We start from the raw sequence: 26,138 nt of genomic DNA, 5'->3' as shown, positions 1-26,138 counted from the left end.
CGAACTAGATTAAGTCTGCTAACTTTTCATAAGGCATCTCATGTGATTGTGCTAAACCTTGATTTGTAATATGTCCTTGATAAATATTCACCCCTGAGGCTAGGACTGGATTGTCTTGAATTGCACGTTTGATACCTTTATTGCTAATTTCGGATAAGAAGTCAATGTTCCCCGCTGCGAGCACCATTGTAGATGTGCGCGGTACAGCACCCGGTTGATTCGGTACAGCGTAATGGATGACACCATCTTCAACGTAAATCGGATCACTAATCGTTGTTGGACAAATACCTTCAACAGTTCCGCCTTGGTCAATCGCAATATCCACAAGCACTGAACCTTTTTTCATGCTACGTACCATATCTCTCGTCACAAGTTTCGGTGGTTTAGAGCCTGGAATTAAAATTGTTGAGATAAACACATCAGCCGTTTTGATTTCTCGAGCTAAATTGGCTTCGTTAGATTTCACTACAGTCACATTGTCGTTTTTAAAATGTGCTTCAAGCCAAGCAATACGTTCATCTTTTAATTCGATAATCACGACTTCTGCTTGTAAACCTAACGCAATCGTTGCCGCATTGACACCTGCAGAACCGCCACCGAAAATCACCACTTTACCAGAAGGAATTCCCGAAATGGCATCAATACCAGAAATTAATATACCTTCCCCTTGATGTTGCGCCTCTAAGTAATACGCACCCATTAACATTGAACGGCGTCCAGCAATCGCGCTCATCGGTTCTAACAAAATCGCTTTACCATCTTGTTCGATTGTTTCGCCACCAATCGCCGTCACACCCGCTTGTTGCATCGTTTCAACTGTTTTTTTAGACGATGCCAAATGTTGGAATCCCCAAATCACTTGGCCTTTTTTGAAATATTGAAATTCACTTTCGTGGGGCTCTTTCACTTTAATAATTAAATCCGCTTCCCAGCACTTTTCATGTGAAACAATTATCGCACCGGCATTTTCATAAGCTTCGTTCGTAAATCCAGAACCTATGCCAGCATTGTGTTCTACGTATACTTCATGTCCTTGATCTTTCAGGATTTTAGCATTTTCAGGTGTACAGCCTATACGTCCTTCACCAGGCTTTAATTCTTTAACAATACCAATTTTCATAACAAACACTCCTTGTTGAGTCATTGAAACTGTATTTTAATTTAGATGCTAAATATATCTTATTGAAAATTAAAAAAAGCATTATGAAGTATCTATAGCTATAGAGATTGTGAATTAATTCACTAACATATTAGCTTCAAATTTAGCTAAAGTCAATTGAAAATGCAATAAATTCAAAATGAAAATATTATTAAAATAATCCGAATATTACAACTTTTGTTGGAGTTTTGTTGTCATTGAGTGGGATTTGCAGGCAATATACCAATCATGCGAGAAACACTGTGGCATATACTGCTATATAGGAGGGGAAGTCTAAGGGCAGTATTATTCTTTAGGCAGCATCATAGTTACAGGCGTAGACAGTAACTCAAAAATTCATTAGTAGTCGTCGGTTTAAGGAATAAGGTTTGGATGCATCGTGCTAACGCAAAATAAAAAGCGACCTATCAAAAAATCGCTCCACTCTTTTTGTATACAATTAATTACAACTTTACGAAATTATTATTTTTTAATTGTAAAAACACCATTAAAGTCATTTAGACGTATTTTCAGATTTCGCTTTGTTCATTTCAATTTCATAAATAAATTTATACACACCTGGTATAGAAAAAAGTTGGTCTTCATAGTATGAACCACCATAATAACTAATCTTTTGAAAATCACTATAGCAAAACATTTGATGTTTCATAATCCTTCTTCTAGTACTAGAAAGTAACCTCTTTGCTTTTTTATTATCATATCTCATTTTTATATTTAAAGAGGCACTAAATGTAAAAATGATTATACTAATCATAAGAATATAAGTTGTTATTTCTGAAGTGAATTGAGTTATTTGAAACTGATAAATAATATCTCTTATAATATTTATAAATTCTTTATTCGAAAGAATGTTTTGTATTTCATTAGGAAGTTTCGAGAAATTTGAATCACCCGTAAAGTTAAGTTTAGGTTTTTTTACAGTGCTCATAAAAAATGTAATGAACAACAAAATTATATTAGGCAAACCATTAATAAACAATTGATTTTTGTGTAGATTTCTAATTATGTAAGGTTCTGCCACAAAACATATGAAACCATAAAATATAGTGGAAAATAAAACAAATAAAACTTTTAACAATATTATATTCTCAATTTTATTGCTATCATACAAAACAGAAACTATAAAAAATGAAATAAAAGGTACTATTAGCGTGATAGCAATAGGAAACTTATAAAGCATAGACTGAATCAAACAAAATAGTATGATAATGTAAACAATTACTATAACAACTGTTGCAAATGGCTGAATTACTGTTATTACATTTAAAAGAAAAATGAAGATGAAAATAAAAAATAAGGAAAAAATATACATACCTGTATTCACTTTCTTATAGTATTTTTTAACTTCTTTTTTATGCAAATTTTTTTCATCATCTAATATTATCCAGTACTTAAGAAGGGCAGTGTTTTTTCTATATTGATATATATTTGATAAATAGTGTTGTAAATTCTTATTTTTAATATTTATAACTAGTAAAATCGAAACAGTGGAAACTACGTAAAGTAAAGTTAAAATTGATGGTCCATAAATCAACTTTTGTAATATTAATATCCACATATATATGGACCAAAAATATATAAACAGCTTAATATTCAAATAACCACATCCCATCAAATAAAATCGAAACGGTGAAAATAAACCCTCAATTACTTTATACTTCTAATTATAGTAATGCGTTAATATACGGTGCTTCTTATTATTTGCAATATTTATCAAATAAATTGTATAATAAAATTAATAATTTGTATATGTAGATCTGTTTTTAAATATTTTCATCAATTGAAACTGTTTCTACACTACAATAACTACTTTGATTTAAAATAGAGGCGTAATATCTCATTTGCTAATCTGCATATTCATTCAATAATAAGAGTATTACATTTTCATTTGCAAAACCATTTTACTTTATTAATGTTTATCTGAGCACTTTAGTAATATTTGAGTTAACTATTGCCGATAAATCTCTACTAATATTTAAAACACAAAATTAAACTTTATTCATATTACACTAATTAATAAATTCAAGCTATAGTTACTTTAATCTTTAATATTTGGAGGAGGCTAGGATTTACATTCCTCCTCCTTTTGCAATTCATTAGAGGTATAGTAGGTAGTAAACAAGAAAATAATATAAATATTCTCAAAAATATTGAATATTGGTCAATCTTAAACTAGTCCATTGCTTTAACGTTTTTCTCGATAAATTCTATTTCGTTTTTAGATAAATTATATTTTTTGTATAATTGTTGATCAATTTCAGAAACTGTTTTGGACCAATCTATATCTGAATTTTTTGTAAAGTCTTGTATTGGTACCTTTGACCATACTTCTTTTGTTTTATTTCCCTGTGTAATTTTTACAACTCCTAACATTACTCTCGTAAATTTAGTTTTTAAATACTTCAATAAATTATCAGCATCAGATTTTTTTGAAAAACTACCAAATGAAATAAATGTTTCAGTATGACCTAAGTTTTTCCCACCTACTATTGGATTAGATAAAACTTCACCAAGTTTACCCGAACCATTAGAACTAGGAACTAAAACTTTAAATTTATCCATATTGGGATGCTCTAATAAATAATCTTTTCTCATCCAATAATATTCTCTCTTTTTATTTTTACGTCCCAAAATCTGAACATATTCATATTTATCATTAGGAATACGTTCGAAAAAAATTTCTTCTAGCTTATCGAATACAGATGATGATAGATATCTTTTAGAGCCACCAGAAACCCTACTTCTTAAATTAGGATTTTCCGACCATAACGTCTCAGAATATTTATAACTTGTATTACTGAATAATAATTCAGCTATAGAAATGAAATCTTCTCTAACGACTTTCTCAAGAATTCGATTTAATTCTGAATAAATTGTGAAAGTACCAATAGGACCAATTTCCCTTTTTGAATCATGGTATAAAATCGCCACACCACCTTTAATAATGGTATTAGGAAATAATTCAGATGCATCTTGTACGTAAAATACTAATTGATTATTTATATCTTCAATCATTTTTTTGTTCCATTTTTTTGACGTTGATCCTATATTAAACAAGAATCTCGCTGGTGTAATCAAACAATATTTATCACTGATTTTTTCTGCTAAGTCATAAAAATAATTATAAATTGATGGTTGCTCACTTCGATTTTCAATATTATCTTGATACGGTGGATTTCCAACTACTACATCAAATTTCATCCTCATTCCCTCCAAATAATTCATCACATTTTTTCTCAAAGTCACCTTCGCCACGTGCATATGGTGTAGTATCTAAACACACAATATGTGAATCACTAATGGTCATACCTCTCTCATCAAAACCAAATATATAATTTCGAGCAATATTATATATAATTTCTGTTGGTGCAAATCCGTATACTTGTTTTTCTAATATATGTTTTAAGCGTTCATCAGGATTAGGAATCACACCCTCTAAGCCGATATATAACCTTTTTACTATCTCGGTAATATATAAGCCAGATTTCATGTATAAATCAACAAATGTTTTATTCGGATTTCGAAAATCATCAGGACTTTCTTCTTGTAATTTATCTATCATCATCTTAACCACTTTTTTAGGAGTATATATTTGATTAGTTTTTTGGGGTGGAATATAGTCAAAAATGTCTTCTTTTTGACTTTCATTAAAATAATTAGATAATTCTTTTCTCTTATTCATAAACTCCTTCACCGATTCGTCAAATACATGTCTATCAAAAAATCTATAAGTATCTCTTAATGTTCGGAACTGTTCCAAAGTAATACCAGTTACCTCTTTAAATACATTGTCACTTATATCTACATCAAATGTGTCCAATGATGTTGTTTGGCTACCATAAGCCATTAAAAATGAAGGTATTGTACGCGAAAAGCCTCTTAATCGCGCACGAACGTCATCTTCAACCTTAGTCTTCTTTTTTTCTTCAGATTTTTTCAAAATTTCTTCTGTTGATTGCTCAACTATTTTTTTAGTTTGATTTTTAATAGTTTCAGATACTTCATTTTTAAAATTATCTTCTATTTTTTGCTTTTCGTATTCATATATTTTTTTTGCTTCAACTATCGCTGCAGAGTTATTATTTGCCTCTGCAACTTTTCTTTGGAGATCAGCCTTAATTTCATTCTTTTTTATACTTGTGTTTTTCTCAATCATTTCAATTTCACGTGCGATACGTTTGGCATTATTATTAACTACTTGATTAGCAGTTCTATTATTCAAGCCATTCTCTTTCGCAATACTTTTAATTCCACTTTTTATATTATCTCTAAAAGTAGTCTCAATAATCGAACTAATATTAACATCTTTCTGGTCAACTAACTTATCGACAATATTGTCCATATCATCATCATATAATTTCTCTCCAAAATGAGCTTTCGATTGATTAATAACAATATCATGTTTAATTAATACTTCTCCATTTTCATCAACTTCAACCACATCTGTCTCAATATTTCCATTTGTATTGTGCTGCGCTGATTTTCCTGGATTAACTGGGGTTAATTGTTCTAGTATTTCACGAGCTTCAGAAGAGGCAAATATTCCTGATACGTTTTGAAATAACAAATTTGACATGAAACCACGCTTCACTACTTCTTGTGCTTTAATAGCTTTAGGGATAGTCAATACTTGGTTTACATCTAACTTAATCATTTTTCCTTCACTATCTTCCGCTATAACTGGAAAAAAGTTAAGTAATTTACGAATATTATCTTTACGTTCAACTGATGTACCTTTACCGTTCGAAGTGTTATTAGAAAGATTATTGGCAAATTCATCATAAATAACCAATGTTCTATCAGGTGCAAAATCAAAAACATAAGCATTTTCTTTTTTTATTACATTATTATTAGCTTTGTATTGCCATGGATTTTGCGCTCGAAACGCTGCTTGCATATATAAACTTGGCGATTTTATATTTGATAGCATCATTACTGCCGTCCATTCAGGAACAGTTATCCCAGTTGTTAATTGTCCTACAGAAAGCGTTATTGTCTTTTCATTTTCAGAAATTGCTTTTTTAACCTTATCTAACGATTTATGATTAACTACTTGATCGTCTTCATCAAAACGCTCATTTCCAGCTGCTAAAACCACTTTATAATTTTCAAACACTGGATGATTTTTAAGAAGTTTTTCTAATGCTTTTGCACTGGCTACTCGATTCAACAACCAAAATGTGTGTTTTAATTCATTACGCAATTCTTTTGTTGAAAAAGGATATTTTTCGTTATGAGTAAGCGAATCTAACCATCTAATTACGTGTTTCTCATAAATAAACCTTCCTGTATCATTAGTTGCAAAAAATTCATTCAAATCAAATGCAAAATCTATATTTTCTCCTTCAATTTTAGCTCCCCTATTCACTTCGTCTGTTATCATTTCACTCATTTGATATGAAAACATATTTAATCTTGGCATATCTTCATAAGGATTATTTAATTCTATGTCATTCCACTTAGCTTTTGATTCTTGTTCATTTTCATATGTCCAATTAAAAATTTGATCTTCACTAAATTTTCCTGATGAAACAGCTTTAAATGGTGTACCTGATAAATGTAGTGTGAATTTCCTATTAATTTTGTTAAATGCTATGTCTGTTTTAAGTGTATCAACACCTTCATGACTTTCGTCAATAACTAATAGATCCCACTCCAAATCTTTTACCCAGTCTAGTTTTATATGTGTACCTCCAAAATATATTGATCCTTTTAGATCTTGTAAAGAAATAAAAGTTATCATTTTATCTCTTTCTCCATTACTATATAGGCTTTTTCTAAATTCATCACGACTCATCACAGGTCTATCTTTTAAAGAATCAGCAGTTGAAATAAATGCAAATTTTGTTTGCCATGCTATAAATTTTTCAAAATCATCAAACCATGAATTACCAATAGCTGGACGATTTGTAACGATTAGCACTTTTTCAGCATCTATTTTCCTCGCTAAGTCATAGGTGGTTAATGTTTTTCCAAAACGTGGCTTAGCATTCCATAAAAACTCTCCACCAGGATGTTTATGAATATAGTTAACTGTTTTTGTAACTGCTGCTTTTTGTTCAGGTCTTAATTTGTAAGATAGTTTTTTATCTGTTTGATCAAAATTATTATTTTGAAAATCTTTAAAATCATTAAGTGATTGAAAAGGATTTCCATTATAAAAAAACCATTCTGTATTTGGTTTTTGTTTAATTTTTTTGTGTGTACGTAAATATGAATGGAACAATTTATCTTTGAACCATTCATTGCTATCATTAAATTTTGCTGGTTCTGACCACAATTTCATATATTCAATATTAAATGCGGCAGTTTTTGTTTGTTCTCTTATTCTCTCATCCACATTTTTTCTTTCTGTATAACCAATCTTAATCCATCCCTCTTTATCTTTAACAGAAGGGAGCGTATAAGCATAAATTTGTGGATAAATAGTTTTAGTTGTTCTAATTAGAGTGTTATCTATCATGTTTATTTTACCCCTTTATCGAAATATTCCATCTTATTTGTTCGCCAATTCATTATCTTAACCCGTTTGCCAGGTTTTACTATTTCATTATTTTCTGCTTCATCTTGAAATAAAGACAATTGAACTTCTCTGCGTTTTATTTTTTTTTCACTAAGCGGAATAATATATTTTAATCCATCCATCTGAAACACATTGTAACTTATTATTTCAGCAATATCTTTAAACAATCCATGTAATGGTTCCTCTAACCATTTTGCATAATAAAAATCTCGATATGAATAAAGCAGATTTTCCCGAGCTAATAAGAGTGAATCCCCACTCCACTCAAATCCATAACTAGATTTAAACGCTTCAACTACCAATCTTTGCCATTCAGCTTTATCATTCACTTCTTTATTAATTCTCTTTAGTTTTCTATCGACAAAACCAACACGTTGATTTAAAGGAATAATTCTACCTGACTCCATGTCATATCGACTCACCATATATGGTGCTTCTCCACAAGTGACTTCTATCCAAGTTCTACCAACATATGTTTCTAAACTATCATTTTTGTAATTTTTATCTATTTCATCATTTTGCTTTTTTACAATCCATGTTGGTGTGAATACTTCTCCCTTAGATTTTGTTCGTTCTTTTTGTATTTCTTTTGACTTTAGTGATCTTGGTTTAATTATATTGCTCATACTTCCAGTAACTAATTCTGGTTTTATTTGAGATTTTGCCGAATAATTTTTAACACCATACCTAATGTAGTTTTCATTTGCCCAAATTATATTTCTTTTTGTCCTTATTGTTGAAGTTGTTCTATCAATCAATAATAAATCTAAAATTTCAGGCATATATTCTCTTATATAACTCTCATTAATATCTGCAGAACTAAATGAATTTATTTTCATCTCATTGTTTTCCTTTGCCATAGTATTACTCTAAATGCCCCCCATCAAATAATAGCTTTTTCAGTGATTTATTTAATTTCAATAGACTTATAAATAAGTCTATTATACATTTGATTATGCTGATTTTGCTATTCTGTTTGTTTATAAATTATCTCGGGTGTAGATGTAACATTTTTTGAATATAATTCCGTTATTTCTATCTCTACGGGGATTGGAAATAATTCTCCAACTATAAATGCAGTTCCTGTTGGCAAATACGAAAATCGTTTTAGTTGAAATCTATTTATATAAGGAATCGTGTTAATAATATATTCTAAATCTATATTGTTCTTTATTCTATGAACAATATAATTATTACACTGTGATAGCACTGTTGAAGACAATTCACTCGGCCTCTGACTTGATAACATTAAAAAACAACCAAATTTTCTACCTTCTCTAGCAATTTTCTTGAATATCTCTACTTCCTCAAACTGACTAGTTTCTTTTGTTTTCGATATATATCGATGAGCCTCTTCAAAAACAAATACATTTACCTTTCTCTCGTTTATTTGTTTTGTTTTATTATCTAGAAATTCTTTTTTTAAAATATATGTTGTAAAGAAAAGTAACAGATCATCATCTAACTCTGAAACTGAATAAATTATTGATTTTGCATGTATATCTGTGTCATTATTTCCAAATAATTCAGAAAATCTTGAGCGGACATTTTTAATGCGTGTTTCGAGCGTAGCCGAATAAGCTCTTGCTTGATTATTCCCCTTACTTTCTTCTAGTAAAAATACAAAGTCTAATCCTTCTAATAAGTTATCAAAACTCGATATGTTATATAGTGCTTGTTCTAACTTTTCGTTTATATTTATTTTCTTGTCTTTATTTGATATAACTTTTTGCAGACTCTCAATAAAAGTTTCTTCTTCTTCTTTAGTCATATTGCCGTATTGAGAATTATATGCACCTGTATCAATAGACGTACCTTCTAATATACTTATAATTTTTGTTCTTTTTCCAACTACATCTGTTTGTTGATTTCTATATAACTGATACGCTATATAACATTTTAACCAATTTTTATCAATAATTTCATTTTCAATAGCATTTGCAATTTTTAATGCCATCTGTAAAACAGGTAATTGAACTAACTCTGACGGTTTTATTAAGTTCAACCAATCTTGAATATCTAAATTTCTTATATTTATTTTAAAGTCACTTAATACATTAATTATTTTCACATTTTTTATCTCTTTATATTCATCATGTACATCAAAGATATGAAAACGCAAATTCTCCGTTTCTTGATTATTAGTTTTCGAAACTAATTGCCTTATTGTAGTCGACTTCCCTGATCCAGTATTCCCTAATATAGCTGTATGATGTGTTAATAATTTATTAGTATTAAAACGGGCACTATATTGTTCATCAATAAGTCCAAGAATAATATCATTCTTGCTTTTTGAATATGAAAAAATTAATTCCATCTCTTCTTGACTCGTTAAATACACTTTATCTTGTAAAAAAGGATATTTCTTTAGATTAAACTCAATTTCTCCATTTCTGATTATACCAACTGGTACACATTCAAAATTGCCATTGTACATGAACTTTGATTCCTCATCATTAGATAAAGGTATTTCTTTATCTTCTATCTTAACAACCTGGTATATGAATTTTTCACTGTATTCGTTTTTTATTGTCACATAATCTAACACTCCTTTAGCAATATAAATCTGTCCTAGTAAATTGTAGTTTAATTTTTCAAAATCGCTAACTTCAAAAATTAACTTATCGAAGGTTATACTAGTTACCTTTCCTATACTGTTCATCATTTTCTTCCTCTTTCTTAATATTATCCAAACTTTTGCTTTTCAAAAAATTATCTACAATATATTTAAAGTAATATACATTTTGAGTCTCATGTTCTGTTTTCTCTTTTTCTATACTAGTTTCCCCCCCAATAAGATGTAAATTGTAATTCTTATGTCTTTCATAAAAATCATTTAAATTACTCTCATTTTTGTTCCCAAATATTATTAAATTAAAATCTTGATTTTTTAAATTTTGAGCTATTATGCTATTAATATGATCATCTGGAAACCCATATCCTATAATAACTAAAGTAGTGTCCTTTTTTTGTAAACAATTAGAAAACTCTCTGAATAATTCTGAGTATGGGGCTTGAGCTGTTTCTCTATGTTTTAACATAGTTGGATAAATAACAACTTCCTGATGATTCTTTTTATTTATAGAATCAACTTGTTGCAACTCACCTTTTTCATTAGTTTTCCAATTGATAGAACCATGAATTTTATATACATTTGCTTCTTTAGTTACTGGTTGCCATTTTTCTTTATACTTATTTGTATCATCCACTACACGATATTTAAATTGATTAATATCAAATTTTTTATGTAATGTGTTAGCAAAACCAGTGTTATAAATGATATTGTTAGCTTCCAGTGCATATTCATTAAATAAATCATAATTTGTTGTAAATATAGAAACTTTTGCTTTTAATTTATTCCTTTTATCGAAAACATAACGATAAAAATCACGATAAGTTTTATAAGTTTCTCCCTCATATTCTATGGCTCCTGTTTCTGGAATGGTATTTATAAATTCACTTTTTATTATATTAAAAGCTCTAAGTAATTTTTGATTATTAGTAAAGTTCAGCCCATTTTGAATCCAGTTTAGTAGCTCTTCTATATTAGTATAACTATAGTAATAGTCATTTATAATATTCATTATTTGACTTTTATATTCAAAATCTTCTTTATTTATCCATTTAATATATGTATCTAAATTTCTAACTTTTAGGTTTTCAATATTATCCTTTATTTCTTCCATTATTTCTTTTTTGTGGTTTCTATTACTCTCAATAAATTGTACAAATTCGTTAATCTCCTTCGAATCCAGAAACTTCTTCACTTGATTCATAACTACATTATTATCTAGTATTTTTCTCATTGTTTGAGACATTAAAGGCACCGCATTTGTTGAACATCCTGAACCCAAAAATATTACTAAGTTATTTGCTGAAAGTTGTTTGTTAATAAACGTCGATATCCTATCATGTTGTTCACTAATGTTTAACCCCTCTAATTCATCTTTATCTCTATTAAAATGATAAATAGTCATTATAAATCCTCCCAACCATTATATTTTAAAGTTAAACTTATAAAACTTCCCTCACTTATGATATGCTTCCCCTTATCAATGATATTGCTAAAAAAATATAGAATGAACTCTAATAATGAGCTCATTCTATATTTTTCATCACTCCTTTTTAACCATTTGGAAACTTAGTTAACTTGAGGTGTTTTTGGATAATATTATCTAGTTGCTGCTGTTCTTTATCTAATATACCTGTATCTTCTTTTATTAAATCTATTATCTCAATTATCTTTCTTTTATTTTGTGATGTCATAAATTCTTGTGTACCACCTATGATTAAACCATTGATTTCAATATGGTCAGTCTGGTAAAAACTCAAACCTTCATGTGTTATTTTATTTCTGTAGTCCCTCGTTTTACGATTATTTTTGTCAGGTAAATTAGGATAGTACTTTTTATCGCTACTTTTTTTATTATTTTGCTCGAAATATTCTCTAGCATCCTGCGTCAAACCTTTAGATTTCTCATCTTCACCATTATATAATCTTCCTACTTTATCTATATTTATATCATTAATATCAACCATTAATGTGAAACAGCGTACTCTTATAAGTATATCGTCTAAAGTAGTTATCAACCTTATTGAATTCGTTATATGATAATCTAATATTAAATTTTCTTTTAAATCATTATTTTCAAAGCTTTTAAAACTCTCTTCTATTTCTTCTTGCGCTAAATTTAGAAAAAAGCGATTTCTATCATATGAAACCACCAAATCTGCAATACATTGCTTAGCTAAATTATCAAATATGCTCTTATCATCATACATAGTTTTGTTTACATCATAATTAAACATTTAACACCCTCCATTGTTATTTTATATTACTAAATTTTTTCTTTCCCCTTATAATTTTAATAATAGAATATTTCACTAGATATTTGAACGCAAAATTACTATTAATATACAGTATTATTGATTAACAATATCTACAATAACCACAATCATCGCATAAATAGTAGTATTAATTGTCACATTTATTGCACCATCCAATCCTATATTTCTTATAATACTTTTTTAACTTATATTTTTTTCATTAAAAAACCTTTTTACTTAATTGATTATATAATAAGCTATACTTTTGTAACTAGCTACTTAATTTCACTTACCAAATATCACAAATAATATCTTTTCACATAGAAAACCACAAGAAAAGTCACATAAAGCCTTAATATTTGATATATTTATGTAAAGGATAACATAAAGGTGGAATATAAATGGCGACAATTGGATTTGAAGAAAAATTATGGCAAGCTGCGGATAAATTACGAGGGAGTATGGATGCAGCAGAATACAAGAATGTAGCATTAGGTATTATATTCTTGAAATATGTATCTGATTCGTTTGAGGAAAAGTATGAAGAATTATTGAATGATGAATATGCAGACGAAGAAGATAAAGATGAGTATTTAGCAGAGAATATTTTCTGGGTTCCTAAAGAAGCACGTTGGCAATATATTAACGATAATTCAAAGAAACCAGAAATCGGTCAAATTATTGACAAAGCGATGATAGCAATTGAAAGAGAAAATGAGTCTTTAAAAGGCGTGTTACCTAAAGATTACGCAAGACCTGCATTAGATAAAGAAAAATTAGGCGATATTATTGATCTATTTACATTCAAAGTTGGGGATTCTGAAAGTAAAAAACAAGATGTTTTAGGTCGTGTTTATGAATACTTTATCGCAAAATTTGCGAGCGCTGAGGGTAAAAATGCTGGGGAATTCTATACACCAGCTTCAATCGTTAAATTACTTGTTGAAATGATTGAACCATATCAAGGTAGAATTTATGACCCTTGTTGTGGGTCAGGCGGAATGTTTGTACAAAGTGAACATTTTATCGAACGACATCAAGGTCGTATAGATGATATTGCTGTTTATGGTCAAGAATCTAATCCGACAACTTGGAAATTAGCAAAAATGAATTTGGCTATTCGAGGTATAGATAATGATTTAGGTGATCATCATGCAGACACATTTCATAATGATTTACATAAAGATTTGAAAGCTGATTTTATATTGGCCAATCCTCCATTCAATGCAAGTGATTGGGGACAAGAAAAATTATTAGATGATTACCGCTGGAAATTTGGTATTCCTCCAAAAGGAAATGCAAACTATGCATGGATTGAACATATGGTTTCTAAACTTGCCCCAAGTGGTACAGCAGGATTTGTATTAGCGAATGGTTCAATGTCTACAAGTGGTAAAGATGAATTAGAAATACGTAAAAACTTAATTGAACAAGACTTAGTTGAATGTATAGTTACATTACCAGGGCAACTATTCTATTCAACTCAAATTCCAGTATGTTTGTGGTTCGTGACAAAAAATAAAGCTAAAAACGGTAATAATGAACGACGTGGAGAAGTACTATTTATAGATGCTAGAAATATTGGTAGTATGGTATCAAGAACATTAAAAGAATTCTCAGATGATGAAATAAAGGATATAGCAAATGTCTATCACTCATGGCGTGGTACAAACGATAATCAATATGAAGACAAAGCAGGCTTCTGTAAAGTAGCCAAGACAGAAGAAGTAAAAGATAACGAATATATCTTAACACCAGGGCGTTATGTAGGCTTAGCAGAAGTAGAAGAAGATTCAGAACCATTTGAACAGAAAATGGAAAGAATCACAGCAGATTTAAGTGAACAATTTGCGAAATCAAAAGAACTCGAAGACCAAATCCGTAAATCAATGGAGGGATTAGGTTATGGAGTATAAAGTAGAGAATCTCATAGATAGTGTTTCAAAAAAACATACTTTTCCAGGTGATAAAATAATATTCTTGAATACTTCAGATATTGAAAAAGGATATGTACTTCATAATAACTATTCAATGATTGATTCATTACCTGGTCAAGCAAAAAAATCAATTCAAAAAGGAGACATCTTATATAGTGAAATAAGACCTAAAAACGAGAGATTTGCGTATATTAATTTTGCTAGTGATGACTATGTAGTATCAACAAAATTAATGGTTTTAAGAAATAAAAAGCCTGAGATACTAAATACTAAATATTTTTACTTATATATAACTAGTAAAAAAACAATAGATTATTTACAAAATTTAGCAGAATCAAGATCTGGAACGTTTCCACAAATAACATTTAGTGAAGTTAAAAACATGGTTATAGATATACCTACCCTTGCAGTTCAAAATAAAATTGTAAATTCAATAGAATCTATCGACAAAAAAATAGAGTTAAACAAAAAAATAATTGCCAACCTTGAAGAACTTTCACAAACACTATTCAAACGTTGGTTTGTTGATTTTGAATTCCCAGATGAAAATGGCAACCCATACAAATCAAGCGGCGGAGAGATGGTTGATAGTGAATTGGGTGAAATACCTAGGAGTTGGAAAGTTGATGAATTAGGAAATTATATAAAAATAAAAAGTGGTAAAAGACCTAAAAATAAAGTTGATAAAAAAGATATAGAAAATGTGGTGCCAATAATTGGTGCTAGTAAAATAATGGGTTATACCAATGATTATTTATATAATGAAAAAATTATTATAATTGGAAGAGTAGGAACTCATGGTGTAATCCAAAGATTTTCTACAAGAACATGGCCATCAGATAATACTTTTGTAATAACAAGTGATTTTGAAAGCATTATATATCAAGTACTTAAAAGTATAGACTATATATCATTGAATAGAGGTTCTACACAACCTCTATTATCTCAAAAAGATATTAAGAATACTAAAGTAGTAATGCCAACCAATGCAACTTTGCTTTCAAAATATCAAAAGGAAAACAATCATATTCTAAAAATGATGGATCAAAAAAATATAGAAAATCAAAAATTAGCACAACTCCGTGACACACTACTACCTAAATTAATGTCAGGTGAAATTGAGATACCTGATGACATTGAGGTGATGGAAGATGAGCTTTCAATTTAGTGAAGATGATTTAGAACAGGTGGCATTGAAGTGGTTTGAGGGTCTTGGTTATTCTGTTAAGAATGGTCGAGATAGTGGTGAAAATGGGATTATGAATGAACGGGAGAGCGACAAAGATGTTGTGCTTGATGATCGTTTAGAAGCAGCTTTAAGACGTATTAATCCTGAACTAAATAATAATGCTATTGAACAAGCTATACGTGAAATTACTATTGAGAAGTCTCCTAGTTTATTAGAGAATAACCGTTCTTTCCATGAAATGATTACAAATGGTATTGAGGTTGAACACTATAATAATGACGGTGAAACGATTAATGATTTGGTGTATGTATTCGACTTCGAAAACCTGGAAAATAATGATTTCTTAGCGGTTAATCAATTAACTGTTGTGAATGGCGATTATAAAAAACGACCTGATATTGTGTTATTCATAAATGGATTACCGGTAGTGGTCATTGAGCTGAAAAATTCTACAAATGAATCTGTTGGGATTGAAGACGGGTATCATCAGTTAGAAACGTATAAAATGAGAATTCCACAATTATTTAATCATAATGCAGTATTAGTAACGAGTGATGGTGTTAATACAAAAGCAGGTTCTTTAACTGCTGATTATGACCGTTTTATGACTTGGCGTACCAAAGATGGAAAAACTGAAGATTTATCAATGTTTCGTAGTTTAGATATATTAATTCACGGTATGTTAAATAAAGAAGTACTATTAGATTTAATATGTCATTTTGTTTTGTTCCAAGATGACGGTAAAGGACATATAGTTAAAATATTAGCTGCATATCATCAATATTATGCAGTGAATAAAGCTGTTGATCGTGCTATGGAAGCAACATCTGAACATGGAGATGGCAAGGGTGGCGTTATTTGGCACACACAAGGTTCTGGTAAGAGTTTGACAATGGTCTTCTTCTCAGGAAAGTTAATTCAAAAATTAAATAATCCAACATTAGTGGTTGTAACAGACCGTAATGACTTAGACAATCAATTGTATGGTACTTTTGTTAAGTCCAAAGGACGCTCAGGTAAAGGATTATTAAGACAGACACCTAAACAAGCTGAATCACGAAAAGAATTAAAAGAACTATTATCAGTAGAATCAGGTGGTATCGTATTTACAACTATGCAGAAATTCGAACCTGAAGAAGGACAAGCGACAATGGATGCTTTAACAGAACGTAAAAATGTAGTTGTTATGGCAGACGAAGCACACCGCACACAATATGGTTTCAAAGCAACTTACGATGAAAAAGGTGAAGGTATTAAATATGGTTATGCAAAATATTTAAGAGATGCTTTACCTAACGCTTCATTTGTTGGCTTTACTGGAACACCTGTATCTTCAACAGATAAAAATACACAAATGGTATTTGGTAATTATATTGATGTATATGATATGACTCAGGCTGTTGAAGATGGAAGTACAGTTAAAATTTATTATGAAAGTCGTATTATTCCATTAAATTTACCAAGCGATTTAGATATTGATGAAGCATATAATGTCATTACCTCTGGCCAAGAAGAAGATACTAAATCTCGATTGAAATCTAAGTGGTCACGTATAGAAGCTCTATCTGGTGCAGAACAACGTGTACATGCTTTAGCGACTGACATTATTAATCACTTTGAAACAAGACAGAAGGCAATGAAGGGTAAGGGTATGATTGTCACAATGAGTCGTCGTATTGCCGTTGATTTATATGATGAAATTGTAAGACTTAAACCTGAATGGCATTCGGATGATGATGACAAAGGTGTTATCAAAGTCGTTATGACAGGTTCATCTAGTGATCCGCAAAACTTCCAAAAACATATAGGCCCGAAAAAGCGAAGAAACCTTTTAGAGAATCGTATGAAAGATGTTAATGATGAATTGCAACTCGTAATTGTGCGAGACATGTGGTTAACAGGATTTGATGTACCTTCAATGCATACAATGTACATAGATAAACCGATGAAAGGTCACAATTTAATGCAAGCTATTGCACGTGTTAATAGAGTATTTAAAGATAAACCAGGCGGCTTAATTGTTGACTATGTAGGTATTGCTGAAAGTCTGAAGGAAGCACTAAAAGAGTATACGGACTCTGATAGAGAACAAACAGGTATAGATACAGAAAAAGCGCTAGAATTAATGTTAATGAAATACGATATCATACAAGATATGCTATATAACCATGACTATTCTGACTTTGAGTCAGAAGATCAATTAAATCGCTATAATGCTATCTCAAATACGATGGACTATATCATTGGTTTAGGTGAGAAAGAAAGAGAGCGATTTATAAAAACTGTGACAGAGCTTTCTAAGGCATTTGCATTATGTGCAACAGAGGAAGCTGCTCAAGAACTGAATAGTGAAATTGCGTTTTTAAAAGCCGTGAAATCTGGACTTGTTAAATTATTAGCTCCACCTAGTGAAGGAAGCAGCCATAAAAAGACACCTGCTGAAATAGAAGCAGAAATAAATCAATTGATTTCAAAATCAGTTGTAACTGAAGAAGTTGTAGATATTTATCAAACACTCGGAATTGAAAACCCAGATATCTCAATATTGTCAGATGATTTCTTAAAAGATGTAGAAGGACTACAGCAAAAAAATGTTGCAGTTGAGTTGTTAAACAAATTACTTAAAGGACAAGTTAAGTCATTAATGAAAACAAATGCTACAGTATCTAAAAGATTTTCTGAGATGCTAAGTAAATCAATACAAAAATACAATAACCGTTCTATTGAAGCTTCAAAAGTCATAGAAGAATTGATTCAAATGGCGAAAGAAATAAATCAAGAAAAACAAAGAGGAAAAGACTTAGGTTTAAGCACGGAGGAAATTGCTTTTTATGATGCATTAGCCTCTCATGAAACTGCAAAAGAAGCAATGGGGGATAAAGAATTAAGGGCTATTGCACATGAATTAACAAAAACGGTCAAGAATAATATGAGTGTAGACTGGTCAAAACGTGAGAGTGCAAAGGCTAAAATGAGAGTCCAAGTAAGACGACTATTAAAGAAATATGGGTACCCACCTGATCTTCAAAAAATAGCTGTAGAACAAGTTGTCGAGCAAGCAGAATTAATGGCAAGTCAGCAATAAAAAAATAAATCATAATGCGGTTAGAGAAACATTTCTCTAACCGCATTTATTAGTATCCTCGTTCAATTAATTTTTGTTTTTCCTTCTCAAGTTCAGGAATTTCTTCTTCATCTGGTAATGCATCTATATAATCTAGTCCTAGATGATTTAATGCTGTTTCTAAATCAACATCCTCGCTTTCCATGTACCTCCAAACTTTCAAACTAGTATATTCATCATAAATCTCATTGTAATGGTAATTACCAACAATCATTTTATCACCCTTCGCCATATAATTAAGCTTATTCTAAAGTAAAGGTCAATGTTGGTCAACGTTTTTTTATTCTTAATTAATTTTCCATCATCATACACTATAAATGAGTTAGTGACTGAACCTTTCTTGTATATAATTTTTCAGCTAATTATAATTAAAGTAAAATAAATGTATCATCTATGCTTATTAAAAAACTCTATTTGAATACTTTACAATTTGGTGGGGACTCGTAAATCGTCTTTTAAGATAACTCAAAGTATCTATTTTAATCATTTGCAGTGAAACGATGTTGATTTGTTTTGTTTCCATATTGACCTCCATGTATTTGCTATGATTTCAAAATCCATTTTTGACGTGCCTTAGGGTTGAGTGGATGCATAATTTCATTCGTTTCTGGGTTGATGAGTTGTTTCACTTTCTTTTTATGTGGTTTCAACATCTCTAAAATTTCATTTACACGTGCTTCAACAACTGGCTTCTTAGCATAGGAGCCCCAAGCTAATATCACTTCGTCAGATTCTTTCACTGCTTTCATAATTTGAATATCTGTATGCTTATCATGACTATTTGCCATATGCTTTATATTTGTGCTTGTTATCATGTTTGAATATAGATTCACAAAATTAATTGATCCGAAGTCTTTCATTTCAGATACTTTATTTAGAATTAATTGAGTCGTTAAATCTAATTTTTGGGTTCCTTCTAAATTTGGATAACAAGTTATAACTGAAATTATCTTTTTATCTTTGTCCCACGTTTTTTTGAGTAAATAACGATGTTGATTATCATCACTAAATATTGCTTCAGTTTCTAATATACATTGTATATTCTGCATGATTAATGCCTCCTATTAATATTCTTCGGGTAGTAACATGACATAATAAGAAAGATCTACATCATCTTCTCGGATAATGTAGACTTTATTCACATTGATAGGTTGTTTGACATTTGCCTTATGCGTTTTCACATATGCTGGTCTTTCTTGTTTGTGTTTGATATATAATTGGTTATTGTGCATATTGAACTGGAAGACATGAAAATAATCTATTGCTTCTAGTTCCTTGGACTGTTCGTTTTCACGTTGTGCTACAAATTGCCATAATTGATGTTGTAATGCAGTAGGTAAGTTGTTGGCGATACCACGGGTGATATATCTATTCATAAGAGACTTCCTTTCGTTCTGACTCTTTCATCCAAATGATGATTTCACTTAGTATTGTGATTACTAATTGTGTAATTTTGATATATTTATGCATATTATTGTCCTCCTGTTAGTAAGTATCGTTGATCCAAAAGTGGCATGATGGTGTTGTGTAGGTATAAGAAATCCATATCGTGATTTTCATCGATATAGCCGATGGCTATGAGCTGTTTCTGATAGTAGAGAATGAAAGGGTAGATATTACTTTCGTGAAGTGTATCAGAGTAGTAGGTATAGGTTTGAAGTATTTTATTACTGAGTGGCCCAAGCCTTACATATTGGTCAGGTAGGATATCATCAGCGATTTCCTCGATAGATTCACATTCCCACTTTTCACCCTTTGGTAGGTTGAATAAATTGGTTATATAGTGTTTGAGTTGTAGTTCTAATGTCATTGTTATGACCTCCTAATGTATTTGGTTGATGTATACATGTGATATATCATTTAGATAATATATATTTGATTTTTATTTCATTTCTCTCACTTTTTTCACTAATAACTAAGTGGTAAAAGTGGTAATTTGGTCGATGAAATAATCATTTTGACCATATATTTCGAATTGGAATTTGGGCATAAAAAAAGACCCCCAATCTTTTTTCAAAGATTGAGGGATAAGACTTTCATCAATTTTATACCTTACAAGTTTTACTTGTTTATCTGTCGTAATTTCAATAGAATCAATCAACATTTTCATAAGTTGATTTTTAGCTTCGGGTGTAGCTTCCCTTAAGTAGACACTAAATCGGCTAATCATCATGGTTAAACGGCTTTTCAGTTTATCAAAATTTGGTACTTCATCTTGTGATTCAGTAGCTTGTTGCGCTTCTTTAATTTGCTTATCTAGCATCTTTAGTTGTCCATTCATCTGACTTTGTTTTGCTTTTAACATTTCGCTATCCATTTGATCATCTAAGAACAATTCTAACAATCGTTCTTGTTGTGTTTTAAGCTTAGCTTTTTGTTTTTCTAAACTATCAATGTCATATTTAATTTCTGTTTGGTTACTATGCTTTTGTTTCAGTTCTTCTATCACATTTGATGCAATCTGCTTAATAACATCAGGTTGTGAAAGAATACGATTCAAATGAACATTGATTACGCGTTCGACGACTTCAGCATTAATCGCATTACTATGACATGCAGAACTCCCTGAGCGGTTGAATAATGAACAAATGTAATAGCGTTTGATTGTCCGTTCTTTCGACTTTTTCGTTTTATAATAAGTCCGTCGGCATACCATATTATTGCCGCACTCTGGACATTTAATGAGCCCACGAAGATAGAAATCTCCACCAATAGGTCTGCCCGGTTTAAAACTTTTAGAAGCTAATTTTTCATGCACTTGATCAAATACTTCTTCACTTATAATTGCTTCATGTTTACCTTTGACCAATATCACATCATTTTTATCACTTTTGCCACTTCTTCGCTGTACAGCCCAGTTTTGATGGTTATTGAATCTGACATAGCCTTTATAGACTGGATTATTCAAAATGTATTTAACACCATACACTGAAAATGGCTTTTGATTAATAGTACGATACCCCTTTTGATTAAGTACGGTTGTAATGGCTTTGAGGCCTTTATTATGATTCAAATATAAATCGAAAATTTCACGTACAATATTAGCTTCATTTTCATCGATAACCAAATCATTTTTCTGAGTAAGTGGATTAAGTGATAACTTATAGCCTAGCACTCTGCCTGTAATAGCCTCTCCACTACGTGCTTTGGCATTCATCGACATTTTGACGTTACTGATCAGTGTTGAACGCTCAATTGACCCTATTAACCCAAACATTGTAACGAGTACTTCTCCAGAAGCATTGGATGTATCAATATTCTCAGAAATCGATTTATAACCTACGCCATGTTCTTTGAATTCATGAATGATATTAAAAACGTCTCTCATTGATCGTGAGATACGATTCAATTTCCAACTTAACACCATTTCGATTTTATTATCCTTAACATCTTGTAATAGACGTTTCATTGCTGGTCGACCTTCAATATCTTTACCTGATATACCTGAATCGATATAAGTTTCATAGTCATAACCTGGATAGTTTTTCACAACTTCTTTGATGAGCACTTGTTCTTGTTCATGGATTGAATATCCACGTTCAGATTGCTCAGATGTACTTACACGTGAATACAGTGCAATTTTCTTACTCATAACGTACCGCTCCTTTTATTAGATTATTGCTACAGACCATCGGTCTTGTAACATCATATGGATAATATATATTTATAATTTCGTTTCATTTTTATCACTTTTACCACTTAATCATATGAGTACTACAGGCAACTGCCTGTAGTACGTAATTAGATTACTTACCTTTATTGATACGTTCTTCTATGATAGGTACAAGCACTTCTACAAATGCTTCAATTTGTTCATTATTCATCGTCAAAGTCCTCCCAATCAAAGTCCAAATTCTCTTCATCTAATGCCTCATCGTCTGTTATATTTTCATTTTTATCTAATGAAATAATATTATCTTTTTTCGAAATATCATGAATCTCTTTTTTATCGGCTTCTTTCCAACCTAAATCAATCCAATAATCGTAGCCATTGTATAGTTTGGTTTGAGTATCAAAGTTTGCTTGAATTAACTGTTTAATAACCTGAGAACTCACCTTTATTTCTTCATTAATAACTTTATTCAACTCGGATACTTTGATTCGTGATCCTGGTTTGATTTCTATAAGTTTTCTGAGTAAATTAATACACGCTTTCTGATTTGCAATACTGACTGATTTGTTAGAAACAAATTCATATCCAAAATTTAACCAGTCGTGAGTAATTTCAGTGACACGACTATTTTCAAGATATTCGATATCTGCTTCTACAATTTTTTGATACACATACATCAAGTAAAGAAAGATTTCTTTCTTCTCACTTATGAGTTTATCAATTAATGAAGTATCCGCTTTTTCAACATAATATTCACATGGAATAACATTAATTCGACGCTCCAAAGGTTTCGCATGTTCAGCAGGAAAATAAAGTACCGCATTTGTACCAAAAACAAGTTTCAAATCCAAAGTGACCTCCACTTGAGTTTTTCCTTTACGATCAACATGCATTGATTCTACAGATAATAACTTTTTGAAGTCATTTACAGTCTTTTCTTGAATCCTAGATTTTCCAATTTCATGACTTGCCATTAGACTTTTGTCAATTAAACTTTCTTTGTCAAAGCGACCTTCAAGCTCATTAAGTGCCTTAGACACAATATCTTTACTATAGAAAAATGATTTAACTAGTTCAATATATACAGATTTACCATTCTTAGCTCCACCGTATAATATGAGACCCCTACGGTATTTAGTATCAGCTGTAAGTAACACTGCTGTATGTTGGAAAAGAAAGTATTGTAAATCATCGTCATAATTCGCAAGTTGTAACATATATTGGTTAAAATATGGCGGTATCTTATCAGTAATTACATCATTTGTACTTAATGATAAATTCAATCGTGTTTTTGGAAAGATATCGATTGAATTTTTAACGACTTGAAACGTATTAAGATCGAACATATTTTCACCACAACCAATATAGTGCTCATTTTCAACAAGTTCTTCTACATCTGTTGATTTTTGCAATCCATCTACGACATTTTTTAGAGTGCTTAGTGAAGGCTTATAATCTACAAGCAATACTTGTATCATTTTAGATATCAAGTCTTGTAATTCATCTCCATTTATCTTTTGCCACCCGTTATCTTTGAAAACAAACAATTCTGAATTAAAACGTTTGATATGAAAAACCTTTATCATCATTTCCATGAGTACGGTGTCATTGGGATTCTTCTTAATACCAAAATAGCTATAGATGTTAGGTCGATAGTCCGTATCTTTTGAGATATTAAGTCGTAACTGATCGATAAGTTCGTTATACACTGTTTCACCTTGTACCGTTTCTTCTATTTCATCATCATTGCCAATACTCATGGTTAGGATAGCAATCAGACCTTGACGGTCGATTGCCTCCTTAGCCTCACTTATTATTTTAGTTAACATTTCGAATATACTGCTCATTATAATATTCCTCCAGTTTCATTTAATGGTGCTACATCGTGTACATAATAATTACCGTTATATTGACCAATATGGATTAAATTCATTCTATCAATGTATGGTTCATACGTGTCATGACCCACGCTATAGTTGCTATGACGTTTAAGCCAATCATGAATTGACAACTGATTAACGCTCGGTTTTGTTGGAATATTACGATTCGCATATACAATCTGATTGTTCACTTCAATTTCATACGTGAATTGGTGCTTTATTTCACCCGAGAAATCTGTTTGGATCACAGAATGTAACGTAGCTACATATATATTATTTTCTTTGATTGGTGTACTACTTGGGATGTGTAGGCTTTGTCCTCTATCGTTATTCATGGTCTACGCCTCCTATTTCTTCCACTGTCACATGTGCAAATTCACCATTGAACAACTGGTTAGCCGTATATTTCATTAACTGACCCACATTTTGTGCAATTTCTTCATCTTCACATTCAATCATAATCGCATCGTGTATCGGTATTATAATCTTGAACGTTTTTTGATCGCACTGTGCTTTGTACACTTTTAGCAGAATGTGCTTGAAAATATAACTCGCTACAGTTTGTACGTAGATTGCCATAATACTACTACCTTGAAATGCGCTCATATCATGTTCAATGCCGTAAGGCATAGGCATGGTTTTATGCTCTTCGATTTGTTTCTTAAGTTCAATGACTTTTGTAAATTGGCTGACCGCATCCAACCATTGCACTTCACTTACATAATGTTTCAACTTGAATTTAGGACTATTGAAGTTACCACCAAATAGAAACGAACCAATAAATGCACGTTTAACAAATACTCGTAGCTCATCTGGTAAGTCTAATTCACTTAGCAATGTGTCATACAGTCCGTCTTTCTGATTTAAAAAATCAATCAGTTTTGAATCTTGAGTCATGTACGCTACAACTGATGGTTCAAACGATTTAAAATCGACTGTATACACCTTCTTAAATTTTGAAGGTAAAATCGTATGTTGTACTGCTTTAGGTAAGCCTTGAAGATTAAAATTTTTAGTTGTAATTCGATGTGTTCGTGTACCAATCAACGATAATTGCGTATATAATCGATTCGTACCATTTAATGCCTGTTCTAACCTATCAAATAGCTTTTCGATCTTATCAGAATGTTCATCATTCTTGGCTCTTTCAAGCATTGTTGCTTTGATATCGGGTAATTTATCGATATTAAGCGAAATAGGTTCTGATTCAATCTCTTCCTTTAATGATTCCAATCCTTGATGTACTTCCACGTATTGGTCTAACTTAGCTTGTTTATCAGCTAAAAGTGCATTATATTTTTGATCTAACTGCTGGCTGAATTGTTGCTGCAGTTGCTGAACATCATCTTGGTTAGATGATTTGTCCATTAACCACTGCTGTGTTTTGTTACTTTGAGTCAACGACATCAGTTTGTCTCTTGTCTCCATGTAAATCTTCTCCTTTATGGTTGAAAGTGGCGCGCTCACTTTCAACTTAAAATTTGTTCAAAACGTTTTGACAAGACAATCTTAATACTAAATAGAGGTCGTTGATGAAGTGGCAAAAAAATTCAAAAAAATTTCCACCAAGCAAATAAGCTCAATCCCTTTATATCAGGGATTGAGCTTACCAATTATTTATTAAATTTTTACTTAACTTCAATTAGAGCTTTTTCGGTTATTCCTTCTTTTTAACAGTTGATTCTTAAATTGCTTCATTAACATTGCCATTGGGATGTTATTTTCGTGCGTCTTAGTCACTTCAATTTCATTATTATAAGCATTATAAAATGATTTATATTCATTAATATAGCCATTTTTCATATCATTATAATGTTCAGTCTTATTAATGTATCGGTCTATCAATGTTACAACTTGCTGCATATCATCCATAAAATATTGGAACA

Annotated in this window: 20 protein-coding genes and 1 pseudogene; 3 read left to right on the top strand and 18 right to left on the bottom strand. The window is 30.8% G+C overall.

Features of this window, described 5'->3' with window-relative positions:
* Window positions 1-4 precede the first annotated feature (4 nt).
* From CCE82_RS06175 to CCE82_RS06140, 8 genes are all read right to left on the bottom strand, one after another.
* Window positions 5-1,120: an alanine dehydrogenase gene (locus tag CCE82_RS06175; RefSeq protein WP_086428541.1), complete on the bottom strand. Its 1,116-nt coding sequence runs from the start codon at window positions 1,118-1,120 to the stop codon at window positions 5-7.
* Window positions 1,121-1,652: 532 nt separating this feature from the next.
* Window positions 1,653-2,756, bottom strand: coding sequence for a hypothetical protein (locus CCE82_RS06170; protein ID WP_086428540.1), 1,104 nt, complete (start codon window positions 2,754-2,756; stop codon window positions 1,653-1,655).
* Between the two features lie 575 nt (window positions 2,757-3,331).
* Window positions 3,332-4,360 carry an Eco57I restriction-modification methylase domain-containing protein gene (locus CCE82_RS06165; RefSeq protein WP_206184379.1) on the bottom strand — a complete coding sequence of 343 codons (1,029 nt, stop codon included), beginning with the start codon at window positions 4,358-4,360 and terminating at the stop codon, window positions 3,332-3,334.
* Window positions 4,350-7,622, bottom strand: coding sequence for a DEAD/DEAH box helicase (locus tag CCE82_RS06160; RefSeq protein WP_086428538.1), 3,273 nt, complete (start codon window positions 7,620-7,622; stop codon window positions 4,350-4,352). Before CCE82_RS06160 ends, CCE82_RS06165 begins: the two co-directional genes overlap by 11 nt.
* Window positions 7,623-7,624: 2 nt before the next feature.
* On the bottom strand, window positions 7,625-8,542 hold the full coding sequence (locus CCE82_RS06155; RefSeq protein ID WP_086428537.1) for a restriction endonuclease: 918 nt from the start codon (window positions 8,540-8,542) through the stop codon (window positions 7,625-7,627).
* Window positions 8,543-8,649: 107 nt separating this feature from the next.
* Window positions 8,650-10,347: an ATP-binding protein gene (locus CCE82_RS06150; RefSeq protein ID WP_240507174.1), complete on the bottom strand. Its 1,698-nt coding sequence runs from the start codon at window positions 10,345-10,347 to the stop codon at window positions 8,650-8,652.
* Window positions 10,319-11,659 (bottom strand): SIR2 family protein, encoded by a 1,341-nt coding sequence (locus CCE82_RS06145; RefSeq protein WP_086428536.1) that lies wholly within the window; start codon window positions 11,657-11,659, stop codon window positions 10,319-10,321. Before CCE82_RS06145 ends, CCE82_RS06150 begins: the two co-directional genes overlap by 29 nt.
* 148 nt (window positions 11,660-11,807) lie before the next feature.
* The gene (locus CCE82_RS06140) at window positions 11,808-12,491 is read right to left on the bottom strand and encodes a hypothetical protein (protein WP_086428535.1); all 684 of its coding nucleotides are present in this window, start codon (window positions 12,489-12,491) and stop codon (window positions 11,808-11,810) included.
* Between the two features lie 419 nt (window positions 12,492-12,910).
* Here CCE82_RS06140 and CCE82_RS06135 point away from each other — a divergent pair, with 419 nt between their 5' ends.
* From CCE82_RS06135 to CCE82_RS06125, 3 genes are read left to right on the top strand one after another with little or no spacing between them, the layout of a single operon-like run.
* The gene (locus CCE82_RS06135) at window positions 12,911-14,425 is read left to right on the top strand and encodes a class I SAM-dependent DNA methyltransferase (protein ID WP_086428534.1); all 1,515 of its coding nucleotides are present in this window, start codon (window positions 12,911-12,913) and stop codon (window positions 14,423-14,425) included.
* Window positions 14,415-15,614: a restriction endonuclease subunit S gene (locus tag CCE82_RS06130; protein WP_086428533.1), complete on the top strand. Its 1,200-nt coding sequence runs from the start codon at window positions 14,415-14,417 to the stop codon at window positions 15,612-15,614. Before CCE82_RS06135 ends, CCE82_RS06130 begins: the two co-directional genes overlap by 11 nt.
* The gene (locus CCE82_RS06125; protein WP_086428532.1) at window positions 15,598-18,720 is read left to right on the top strand and encodes a type I restriction endonuclease subunit R; all 3,123 of its coding nucleotides are present in this window, start codon (window positions 15,598-15,600) and stop codon (window positions 18,718-18,720) included. Before CCE82_RS06130 ends, CCE82_RS06125 begins: the two co-directional genes overlap by 17 nt.
* A gap of 49 nt (window positions 18,721-18,769) precedes the next feature.
* On the opposite strand, the gene CCE82_RS13315 is transcribed toward CCE82_RS06125, so the two are convergent.
* The 10 genes and pseudogenes from CCE82_RS13315 to CCE82_RS06075 form a co-directional block, all read right to left on the bottom strand.
* Window positions 18,770-18,904: a hypothetical protein gene (locus CCE82_RS13315; protein WP_276205640.1), complete on the bottom strand. Its 135-nt coding sequence runs from the start codon at window positions 18,902-18,904 to the stop codon at window positions 18,770-18,772.
* Window positions 18,905-19,195: 291 nt separating this feature from the next.
* Window positions 19,196-19,282 (bottom strand): annotated as a pseudogene (locus tag CCE82_RS13250) (JAB domain-containing protein); the annotation flags it as partial.
* Window positions 19,283-19,301: 19 nt separating this feature from the next.
* Window positions 19,302-19,808 (bottom strand): DUF1643 domain-containing protein, encoded by a 507-nt coding sequence (locus tag CCE82_RS06110; protein WP_086428530.1) that lies wholly within the window; start codon window positions 19,806-19,808, stop codon window positions 19,302-19,304.
* A gap of 15 nt (window positions 19,809-19,823) precedes the next feature.
* Window positions 19,824-20,135 (bottom strand): DUF960 family protein, encoded by a 312-nt coding sequence (locus CCE82_RS06105; protein ID WP_086428529.1) that lies wholly within the window; start codon window positions 20,133-20,135, stop codon window positions 19,824-19,826.
* 95 nt (window positions 20,136-20,230) lie between these two features.
* Window positions 20,231-20,569, bottom strand: a complete 339-nt coding sequence (locus CCE82_RS06100; protein ID WP_086428528.1) for an SAUGI family uracil-DNA glycosylase inhibitor — start codon at window positions 20,567-20,569, stop codon at window positions 20,231-20,233.
* 105 nt (window positions 20,570-20,674) lie between these two features.
* A complete protein-coding gene (gene ccrC / locus CCE82_RS06095; protein WP_086428527.1) occupies window positions 20,675-22,351 on the bottom strand; it encodes a cassette chromosome recombinase CcrC in 1,677 nt (558 codons plus the stop codon).
* A gap of 224 nt (window positions 22,352-22,575) precedes the next feature.
* Window positions 22,576-24,219, bottom strand: coding sequence for a DUF5906 domain-containing protein (locus CCE82_RS06090; RefSeq protein WP_086428526.1), 1,644 nt, complete (start codon window positions 24,217-24,219; stop codon window positions 22,576-22,578).
* A complete protein-coding gene (locus CCE82_RS06085) occupies window positions 24,219-24,587 on the bottom strand; it encodes a hypothetical protein (protein WP_086428525.1) in 369 nt (122 codons plus the stop codon). The genes CCE82_RS06090 and CCE82_RS06085 overlap by 1 nt, the downstream gene beginning before the upstream one ends.
* On the bottom strand, window positions 24,580-25,680 hold the full coding sequence (locus tag CCE82_RS06080; protein WP_086428524.1) for a DNA polymerase: 1,101 nt from the start codon (window positions 25,678-25,680) through the stop codon (window positions 24,580-24,582). The genes CCE82_RS06085 and CCE82_RS06080 overlap by 8 nt, the downstream gene beginning before the upstream one ends.
* Window positions 25,681-25,890: 210 nt before the next feature.
* The coding region (locus CCE82_RS06075; RefSeq protein WP_159454520.1) for a hypothetical protein at window positions 25,891-26,138 on the bottom strand (248 nt) is incomplete at its 5' end.

The sequence above is a fragment of the Staphylococcus cornubiensis genome (genome assembly GCF_900183575.1).
Classification (GTDB): Bacteria; Bacillota; Bacilli; order Staphylococcales; family Staphylococcaceae; genus Staphylococcus; species Staphylococcus cornubiensis.
Note: the sequence above shows the minus strand (reverse complement) of the source record. Positions and strands in the feature narration are given on the sequence as shown.

Coding starts and splice junctions, on each gene's coding strand:
- CCE82_RS06175 (WP_086428541.1), bottom strand. CDS start 1,120: ATGAAAATTGGTATTGTTAAAGAATTAAAGCCTGGTGAAGGACGTATA.
- CCE82_RS06165 (WP_206184379.1), bottom strand. CDS start 4,360: ATGAAATTTGATGTAGTAGTTGGAAATCCACCGTATCAAGATAATATT.
- CCE82_RS06160 (WP_086428538.1), bottom strand. CDS start 7,622: ATGATAGATAACACTCTAATTAGAACAACTAAAACTATTTATCCACAA.
- CCE82_RS06155 (WP_086428537.1), bottom strand. CDS start 8,542: ATGGCAAAGGAAAACAATGAGATGAAAATAAATTCATTTAGTTCTGCA.
- CCE82_RS06150 (WP_240507174.1), bottom strand. CDS start 10,347: ATGATGAACAGTATAGGAAAGGTAACTAGTATAACCTTCGATAAGTTA.
- CCE82_RS06145 (WP_086428536.1), bottom strand. CDS start 11,659: ATGACTATTTATCATTTTAATAGAGATAAAGATGAATTAGAGGGGTTA.
- CCE82_RS06140 (WP_086428535.1), bottom strand. CDS start 12,491: ATGTTTAATTATGATGTAAACAAAACTATGTATGATGATAAGAGCATA.
- CCE82_RS06135 (WP_086428534.1), top strand. CDS start 12,911: ATGGCGACAATTGGATTTGAAGAAAAATTATGGCAAGCTGCGGATAAA.
- CCE82_RS06130 (WP_086428533.1), top strand. CDS start 14,415: ATGGAGTATAAAGTAGAGAATCTCATAGATAGTGTTTCAAAAAAACAT.
- CCE82_RS06125 (WP_086428532.1), top strand. CDS start 15,598: ATGAGCTTTCAATTTAGTGAAGATGATTTAGAACAGGTGGCATTGAAG.
- CCE82_RS13315 (WP_276205640.1), bottom strand. CDS start 18,904: ATGGAAAGCGAGGATGTTGATTTAGAAACAGCATTAAATCATCTAGGA.
- CCE82_RS06110 (WP_086428530.1), bottom strand. CDS start 19,808: ATGCAGAATATACAATGTATATTAGAAACTGAAGCAATATTTAGTGAT.
- CCE82_RS06105 (WP_086428529.1), bottom strand. CDS start 20,135: ATGAATAGATATATCACCCGTGGTATCGCCAACAACTTACCTACTGCA.
- CCE82_RS06100 (WP_086428528.1), bottom strand. CDS start 20,569: ATGACATTAGAACTACAACTCAAACACTATATAACCAATTTATTCAAC.
- ccrC (WP_086428527.1), bottom strand. CDS start 22,351: ATGAGTAAGAAAATTGCACTGTATTCACGTGTAAGTACATCTGAGCAA.
- CCE82_RS06090 (WP_086428526.1), bottom strand. CDS start 24,219: ATGAGCAGTATATTCGAAATGTTAACTAAAATAATAAGTGAGGCTAAG.
- CCE82_RS06085 (WP_086428525.1), bottom strand. CDS start 24,587: ATGAATAACGATAGAGGACAAAGCCTACACATCCCAAGTAGTACACCA.
- CCE82_RS06080 (WP_086428524.1), bottom strand. CDS start 25,680: ATGGAGACAAGAGACAAACTGATGTCGTTGACTCAAAGTAACAAAACA.